This window comes from Microbispora sp. GKU 823 (genome assembly GCF_002027145.1).
GTDB lineage: Bacteria > Actinomycetota > Actinomycetes > Streptosporangiales > Streptosporangiaceae > Microbispora > Microbispora siamensis.
The window spans coordinates 1-8315 of the sequence record NZ_MWJN01000182.1 but is presented as its reverse complement, the minus strand read 5'-3'; the positions used below and the strand labels follow the sequence as shown (position 1 = coordinate 8315).

Annotated in this window: 8 protein-coding genes and 1 pseudogene; all 9 read left to right on the top strand. The window is 71.0% G+C overall.

From position 1 onward, the window contains the following. Positions 1-87: 87 nt before the first annotated feature. Positions 88-216 (top strand): annotated as a pseudogene (locus B1L11_RS43280) (FABP family protein); the annotation flags it as partial. Positions 217-597: 381 nt separating this feature from the next. Beyond that, positions 598-1011, top strand: coding sequence for a Fur family transcriptional regulator (locus tag B1L11_RS43275; RefSeq protein ID WP_079320954.1), 414 nt, complete (start codon positions 598-600; stop codon positions 1009-1011). Between the two features lie 77 nt (positions 1012-1088). Next, a complete protein-coding gene (locus B1L11_RS43270) occupies positions 1089-1931 on the top strand; it encodes an STAS domain-containing protein (protein ID WP_079320956.1) in 843 nt (280 codons plus the stop codon). Continuing rightward, entirely contained in the window at positions 1931-2296 is a 366-nt protein-coding gene (locus B1L11_RS43265) for an STAS domain-containing protein (protein WP_179155589.1), read from the top strand. The genes B1L11_RS43270 and B1L11_RS43265 overlap by 1 nt, the downstream gene beginning before the upstream one ends. Next, complete coding sequence (locus tag B1L11_RS43260) at positions 2293-2694, top strand: anti-sigma regulatory factor (protein WP_079320953.1); 402 nt, start codon at positions 2293-2295, stop codon at positions 2692-2694. Before B1L11_RS43265 ends, B1L11_RS43260 begins: the two co-directional genes overlap by 4 nt. Before the next feature lie 18 nt (positions 2695-2712). Continuing rightward, positions 2713-3714, top strand: coding sequence for an ATP-binding SpoIIE family protein phosphatase (locus B1L11_RS43255; protein WP_079320952.1), 1002 nt, complete (start codon positions 2713-2715; stop codon positions 3712-3714). After that, positions 3714-5432 (top strand): ATP-binding protein, encoded by a 1719-nt coding sequence (locus B1L11_RS43250; RefSeq protein WP_079320951.1) that lies wholly within the window; start codon positions 3714-3716, stop codon positions 5430-5432. The genes B1L11_RS43255 and B1L11_RS43250 overlap by 1 nt, the downstream gene beginning before the upstream one ends. Next, the gene (locus B1L11_RS43245; RefSeq protein WP_079320950.1) at positions 5425-6999 is read left to right on the top strand and encodes a fused response regulator/phosphatase; all 1575 of its coding nucleotides are present in this window, start codon (positions 5425-5427) and stop codon (positions 6997-6999) included. The genes B1L11_RS43250 and B1L11_RS43245 overlap by 8 nt, the downstream gene beginning before the upstream one ends. 134 nt (positions 7000-7133) lie before the next feature. After that, positions 7134-8222, top strand: coding sequence for a folate-binding protein YgfZ (locus B1L11_RS43240; RefSeq protein ID WP_079320949.1), 1089 nt, complete (start codon positions 7134-7136; stop codon positions 8220-8222). Positions 8223-8315 lie beyond the last annotated feature (93 nt).

Sequence of the window (8315 nt, the reverse complement as noted above, 5' to 3'; positions counted from 1 at the left end):
ATGTCGGCGATGGGGCATCCGCTGCAGTCGCACGCCTCGGCGGAGCTCAAGCGGGTCGGCGACTTCGACGAGTAGAAGGAGTACAACGCGGGCCACCGGCTCTACGGCCTGGTCAACGGCAACCTCATGTACGCCTACGACATGTCGGCGATGGGGCATCCGCTGCAGTCGCACGCCTCGGCGGAGCTCAAGCGGGTCGGCGACTTCGACGAGTAGAACGTCGCCGAATAGAACTTCGAGGGATAGAGCAGGACAAGAAAGAACCCCGGGCGCGCTCCGCCTCCTGACGAGGCGGGCCGGCTGGACCATGGCCGGGGACGGAAGTCCACGGCCGCCGGCTGCCCGGGGTTCCGGTGTCTGTTGAGGATTCGCCAGGACGTCGTCCGACATCCAGACGGAAGGTCCAGATGGACGAGTCCTAGCGGACAGCCACCTCGCTAGCCCAAGAATGATCAACCATTGTTTGGACCACCTCCCTTCTGCGTGCCTTCACGCTATGCGAGCGCCCCACGCGCGGGCAAACGATTAATCCGACGAAGTTCGCGCCCTCTCGCGACAGCCGGGGAGATCTCTCCGCGGACGGCCTAAACTCTGGGCATGGCCGAGACTTGGCACGAGGAGCTGCGGGCCCGCGGCTACCGGATCACCCCCCAGCGCCAGCTCGTGCTGGAAGCGGTCACCGAGCTGGGACACGCCACGCCCGAGGACATCTGTTCCCGCGTGCAGCAGACGGCCAGAGGTGTCAACATCTCGACCGTCTACCGGACCCTCGAACTCCTGGAGGAGCTGGGGCTGGTCACGCACACCCATCTCGGGCACGGCGCTCCCACCTACCACCTCGCCTCCGAGGCCGACCACGTCCACCTCGTCTGCCGGGGCTGCGGCGAGGTCACCGAGGTGGCCCCGGAGATGGTGGACGGCCTCGTCTCGACCCTCGACGCGGAACTGGGCTTCGCCACCGACGTCCGCCATCTCACCGTCTTCGGCCATTGCCGAAAATGTCGCCTTTGACTATTCTGGTCCGTTTTGGGAGCTTTGCCCTGTTGCCGGTAGCGTGACGAGTGGCGCACCACCCCGATCGTCAGGAGATGAGGGTGACCGTTCCCGCGGAGGCCGCCAGGCGGCGCATAGTTGATCTCTTTCTGTCCAGCGAGGAGCGGCTGCTCCAGCGGTGGACCCAATTGTCCGGAGCGTCTCCCGGCGAACTCCGTGACCTCTACCAGGCGTTGCGTACCGCGCTCAGCAGCGCGGACGGAGACTTCGCCGACGTGCGCGGGCTGCTCGCCGAGCTCTCCCGCGCCCGCGTCCGGCAGGGCCACACGCCCTCCGACACCGCGCGGCTCGTGTTCTCCCTCAAGGAGGCGTTGTACGAGGTCGCCGAGGCCGACGGCGGCCCGGAGGCGCTGCGCGGGTTCGTATGGTTCTCCCGGCTCGTCGACGACCTCGGCCTGTACACCTTCGAGAGCTACACCGCCGCCCGAGAGAAGATCATTATTGATCAGACGGAGCAGCTGCTCGAGCTCTCGACGCCCGTGGTGAAACTGTGGGAGGGCATCGTCGCCGTGCCGCTCGTCGGCACGCTCGACTCGGCCCGCACCCAGGTCGTCATGGAGAAGCTGCTCCAGACCCTGGTCGACACGGGCTCGGAGCACGCGGTCATCGACATCACCGGTGTGCCCGCCGTCGACACGCAGGTCGCCCAGCACCTGCTCAAGACCGTCGTCGCGGCCCGCCTGATGGGCGCGGAATGCGTGATCTCCGGCATCCGCCCGCAGATCGCGCACACGATCGTCACGCTGGGCATCGAGTTCGGCGACATCGTCACCAAGGCCTCGCTGGCCGACGCGCTGTCGTACGCGCTGAGCCGGAGCGGGGTGGAGATCACGGGCGCCGCGCGGACGCGGGTCGCGGTCAGGGCGGAGCGCGCCTGATGGAACGTGTGCCGATTCTCAAGCTCGGCGACATCCTGATCGTCTCGATCCAGATCGACCTGGACGACCAGAGCGTGCTGGCCCTGCAGGAGGACCTGGCAGACATGGTGGTCTCCTCGGGAGCGCGGGGGGTCATCATCGACATCACGGCCGTGGAGATCGTCGACTCGTTCATCGGCCGGATGTTCTCCACGATCGCGGCGATGACCCGGATGCTCGACGCGGAGACCGTGGTGGTCGGCATGCGTCCCGCGGTGGCGATCACACTGGTCGAGCTGGGCCTGTCGCTCGGCGGTGTGCGCACGGCTCTCAACCTGGAAAAGGGCGTCGCGATGCTGGAGCATGTCAGGGGCGCCGCCGGGTGAGCGCGCCCCGGGAGTTGCCCATCGCCACCAACGGTGACGTCGTGGTCGTACGTCAGCAGGTCAGAAGCCTCGCGGCCGAGATAGGGCTCTCCCTGGTCGATCAGACGAAGATCGTGACCGCCGCCAGCGAACTGGCCAGAAACGCCCTCGTCCACGCCGGGGGCGGCCGGGTGCTGATCGAGGTGCTTGAAGGCGGGCGGCGGCCCGGGCTGCGGCTCGTGTTCAGCGACGACGGGCCCGGCATCCCGGACGTCGATCAGGCGCTGACCGAGGGCTGGAGCACCGCCGGGGGGCTGGGACTCGGGCTGAGCGGATCGCGGCGGCTCGTGGACGAGTTCGACCTCGTCTCCGCACCCGGCGAGGGCACCCGCGTGACGGTGACCAAGTGGGCCCGGTGATTGAGTGGGCGCGGTGACATGACGATGACGCACCGGCACGAGGACGTCTGGGTCTCCACCGCCGATCCGAGTGTGATCGGCGCGGTGCGCAGGACGGCCGTCGCGCTGGCCACGGCCTCCGGGTTCGACCAGAGCCGCACCGGCCAGGTCGCGGTGGCGGTGACCGAGGCGGTCTCGAACCTGGTCAAGCACGCGGTGGAGGGCGCCGTGCTCGTACGCCCCCACGTGGAGCGGCCGGGCGCGGTCGAACTCGTGGCCGTCGACAAGGGCCCCGGCATCGCCGACCTCGCCCGCGCCCTGCGGGACGGCTACTCGACCTCGGGCACGCTCGGCATCGGCCTCGGCGCGATCGCCCGCATGGCCACCGGCTGGGACGTCTACTCGGTGCCCGGCAGGGGCACCGTGCTGGTCCTGCACTTCACCCCGGATGGCCTGCCCGGCCCGCCGCTGCGGGTCAGCGGGCTGCGCCGTCCCATCGGCGAGGAGAGCGTGTGCGGCGACTCCTTCGCCTTCGCCGACGACGGCGACGCGATCAGCGTGCTCGTCTGCGACGGGCTCGGCCACGGCGGGCTCGCCGCGCACGCCTCCCGCGAGGCCGTACGGATCTTCATGGAGGATCCGCACGCCCCTCCAGCCGCCGCCCTCGAACGCCTGCACCGGGGGCTGGGGCACACCCGGGGCGGGGCGGTCGCGGTGGTGCGGGTCGGCCGCCAGAGCGTCACGTTCGCCGGGCTGGGCAACATCTCGGGCTGGATCGCCCACGCCGAAGGCCGCCAGGGGATGATCTCGCTGCCCGGCATCGCCGGGCACAAGGGCAGGCGTCCCCAGCAGTACGACTACGCGCTGCCGCCGCACGCCACGGTGGTGCTCCACTCCGACGGTCTCACCGACCGCTGGGACCCCGCCTCCTTCCCCGGGCTGTTCGCGCATTCCCCGGCCGTGGTGGGCGCGACCCTGCTGCGCGACGCGGGCAGCCGCAGGGACGACGCCTGCGTCGTGACCGTCAAACAGGGGCAGTGATGGGCGAGGTGCTCACCCGCGCGGAGATCTGCAGGGACCAGGACGTCTTCGCCGTACGGCAGTTGGGCCGCCGGATCGCCGAGCTGGCAGGGCTGGAATCCCAGGACCAGATCCGGGTGGCGACGGCGCTCAGCGAGATCGGCCGTGAGGCGCTGGCGCGGGGCGCCGGAAGCGCCGTCGTCTTCGACCTGCGTGAGGACCGGCTGGTCATCACCGTGGACTATCTCGACGGCGCCGACGTGCGGCAGAGCGAGGGCGTGAAGCTTGCCGGTCGCCTGGTAGACGAGGTCGCGCTCTCGGCCGAGGACAGACGCGTCACGCTGGTGAAGCGGGTGCCCGAGCACGGTGTCTCCGGAAAACGGGGGCGCCTGTCGATCGACGGCATCCGCGAGGAGCTGGCCCGCCTGACGCCGTCCACCACGGCCCTGGACGTGCTGCGTGAGCAGAACAGGGAGCTGGCCGGCACCCTGGAGGAGGTGCTTCGGCTCAACGCGGAGCTGGCCGAGACCAACCAGGGCGTGCTGGCGCTGTACAACCAGCTGTCGGCCGAGCTGGAGGAGACCAACCGCGGCGTCGTGGCGCTCTACGCCGAGCTGGACGAGAAGTCGTCCCAGCTCCGGGAGGCTGCCGAGGCCAGGCAGCGGTTCTGGGCCAGCGTGAGCCACGAGCTGCGGCTGCCGCTGACCTCGATCATCGGGCTGGTCCGGCTGCTGCTCGGCTCGGGCGCGGAACCGCTCAGCGAGGAGCAGGAGCACCAGATCACCCTCATCGGCACTTCCGCGGAGACCCTGCTGGCGCTCGTGGGCGAGCTGCTCGACCTGGCCAAGGCCGAGTCCGGGCGGCTGGACCCGCATCCGTCGATGGTGGACGTGGTCGCCCTGGCCGAGGGGTTGCGCATGACGCTCCAGCCCGCCGGGCCGGCCGACGGGGTCACGCTGTCGGTCGATGTGTCGGACGAGATCGGCGAGATGTTCGTCGACGAGACGATGCTGACCACGATCCTGCGCAACCTGCTGTCGAACGCGCTGAAGTTCACCGAGTACGGCGAGGTGCGGCTGTCGGCCGTGGTGGACGCCGCGATGGCCGAGGTCGTCTTCACCGTCACCGACACCGGCGTGGGCATTCCCCCCGAGCACCTGGAGCGCGTTTTCGAGGAGTTCTTCCAGGTGCCCGGGGCGCTGCAGCTCAGGGCGAAGGGCACCGGCCTCGGCCTGCCGTACGCCCGGAGGCTGACGGAGGCGCTCGGCGGCACGCTGGAACTGGCGAGCAGGCCGGGCGAGGGCACCACGGCCACACTGCGGGTGCCGCACCGGATGGTCACTCCGGAGGTGGGCCGGGTGCTCGTGGCCGACGACGACGCGGGGTTCCGTTCGGTGGCCCGGCGGATGCTCTTCGGCTTCGCGGCCGAGGTGGACGAGGCGGCCGACGGCATCGAGGCGCTGAACCTGATGCGTGAGCGGCCCCCGGAGGTGGTCCTGGTCGACCTGCTCATGCCGCGCCTCGACGGCACGGCGCTGCTGCACAGGATGGCCGAGGACGACGTCCTGCACGGCATCCCCGCCATCGTCGTGTCCGTGGTGTCCGAGCAGCCGGGGGCGACTCACCCGGTGCTGTCGAAGCACGGGCTGCGCAGGGACCAGCTTCTCGAGGCGATCCGGGAGGCCGTACGCGACAAGGCCGGGGGCGGTGAGGGTGACGGGAGTGGAACCCATGATTGACGCCGCGGCGACGGTGCTGGTCGTCGACGACGTCCCCACCAAGCGCTACATCCTGGCGAGCTGGCTGCGCCGCGGCGGGCACCGGGTCGTCGAGGCCGGTGGCGGCGAGGAGGCGCTGGCCGTCGTCAGCGCGCTCAAGCCCGACCTCGTCATCCTCGACGTACGGATGCCCGACGTGGACGGCATCGAGGTGTGCGAGAAGATCAAGGCGGACCCGGAGACGGCCTCGATCCCGGTGATCCAGGTGTCCGGAAACGCCGTCAGCCCGGCCGACCGCGCCGAGGGGCTGGAACGCGGAGCCGACGCGTACCTCTCGGAGCCGATCCAGCCCGACGAGTTCGCCGCGACGGTGCGGGCGACCCTGCGCTACTACCGGGCGCGGCAGCGTGCCGAGCGGATGGCGGCCAGGCTGAGCGAGCTGGCCGAGATCACGCTGGAGATGAACCAGGCGGAGGACTTCGAACGGCTCCTGTCCGTGGCCGCCGAGGGCTGCTCCCGCCTGCTGGAGCGCTACTCGCGGGTGCTGGCGATCGCGCCGGACGGTCGGCTGCGCAGGTTCGCCGCCCGGCCGGCCGAGCGCGCGGCGGCCAGGCCGGTCCATCCCGACACGCTGGAGCGGCTGAGCGCCATCTCGATCGGCGAGTTCCCCGGAGTGCAGACGTTCGAGATCGACAACGCGACCTGGGCTCGCGTCGTCCCCGACAGCGACGTCGTCGCGCGCGTGTCGGGCGTGCTGTGCCGTACGAAGACGGGCCGGCCGCCGGTCTTCCTCGGGGTGGAGACGGGATCGCCGCTCGACGGTGCGGAGCTGAGCCTGCTGCGGCAGCTCGGCCAGGCGCTGGCGCTGGCGGTCGACGCGGCCCGCGCGTACGCGGAGGAGCACACGATCGCGCTCACGCTGCAGCGCAGCCTGCTGCCCGCCGAGATCCCTCAGATCCCCGGCCTGCGGATCAGCGTGCGCTACCAGCCGGCGGTGGACAACGTGGAGGTGGGCGGCGACTTCTACGAGGTCCTGCCCCTCGGCGACCGGGTCCTGGTCGCGCTCGGCGACGTGCAGGGCCACTCGCTGCACGCCGCCACCGTGATGGCGGAGCTGCGCAACGCGCTGCGGGCGTCGGTGATCGACACCGTCGATCCCGCCCAGTCGATGAGCCTGCTCAACGCCGTCCTGCGGCGCTACCACCCCAGCATGACGGCGACCGTCTGCCTGATGCTGATCGACCCGGCGACGGGGGAGAGTGAGATCGTCAACGCCGGGCACATCCCGCCGCTGCTGGCCGGGAAGGGGGCGGCGTACCACAGGTTCGGCAACCTGCTGCTCGGCGTGGCCCACGAGCGTTATCGGGTGGACCGGGTCCGGCTGCCCGAGGACGCCACGGTCCTGCTGTTCACCGACGGGCTGGTGGAGGACCGCGACAAACTGCTGGACGAGAGCCTGGAGGTCGCCCGCCAGCAGGCCGAGGACGTGGGTGACGACCTGGAGGGCTTCTGCGACCGGCTGATCGCCACCTTCGGCGCCCGCGAGGACGACGTGGCGCTGGTCGCCGTCCGTCGCGTGCCGTTCTGAGGCGTCCACAGGTCTGAGGCGCCACAGGTCTGAGGCGTCCACAGCTATGAGGCGTCGTCCACAGGCCGCGTGTTGTCCACAGGTGAGCCCGCCGCCGCCACGTCGGCCGTACGGGACCGAATAGCCTTGAACGCATGCGGAGCCCTTTGCTTGACACACCCGGCGCGGTGGCCGCGCAGGCGCCGGACGAGACGGTCGCGGCCCACTACGGCGATCCCTACGCGGAGCAGCGCGCGCTGGCCGGCGGGCGGGCGCTGGTCGACCGGAGCAACCGCGAGGTCGTGCGGATCGCCGGGCCCGACCGGCTGAGCTGGCTCAACAGCCTCAGCTCGCAGAAGCTCGACACGCTCCAGCCGGGCACGCCCACCCAGACGCTGCTGCTCGACCCGCAGGGCCGCGTCGAGCACCACCTCACGCTCGTGGACGACGGCGAGGCCGTGTGGGCCCACGTGGAGCCGGGCACCTCGGCCGAGCTGGTCGCCTTCCTGGAGAAGATGCGGTTCATGCTGCGTGTCGAGGTCGCCGACGTCACCTCGGACTACGCGGTGGTCTCGCTCGCCCCGCCCCCGCCGGCCGTGAGCGCCGGGGCCGCCGGCGCACCCGTGGAAGGGGCCGGCGCACCCGTGGAGGGAGCCGTCGCGATCGGCGGCGACCTGCTCGTGCCGCGTGAGCGGCTGAGCGGCCTCCCGGACGCGCTGGGCCTGCGGCCCGCCGGTCTGTGGGCCTACGAGGCGCTGCGCATCGCCGCGCACGTGCCCAGGCTCGGGTTCGAGACCGACCACAAGACGATCCCCCACGAGGTCGGCTGGATCGACGAGGCCGTGCACCTGAGCAAGGGGTGCTACCGGGGGCAGGAGACGGTCGCCCGCGTCCACAACCTCGGCCATCCGCCCCGCCGCCTGGTCTTCCTGCATCTCGACGGCAGTGTGGACGAGCTGCCCCCGCACGGCGCCCCGCTGACCCTCGGCGTCGGGACGCCGGTCGAGGCCGAGCCGGAGGCCGCCGTGGAGGGCTCCGCCGAGCCCGGCCAGATCGGTTTCGTGGGCTCGTCGGCCCGCCATTATGAGCTGGGCCCGATCGCCCTCGCGGTCGTGAAGCGTACGGTGCCGGTGGACGTCGACCTGCTGGCCGGCGGCGTGGCGGCGAGCCAGGAGGTCGTGGTGCCGCCGGACGCCGGGCGCAACGTGAAGATCGACCCCGCCCTCCGCCGCCGCATCCGCTAGGGCCTGTCTTCATAGTGGTCGCCTAGAGCCAGAGCAGGAGTGCTGCGATGGTGACCACGGCGGTGTATGAGGTTGCGGTCTTGTCGTAGCGGG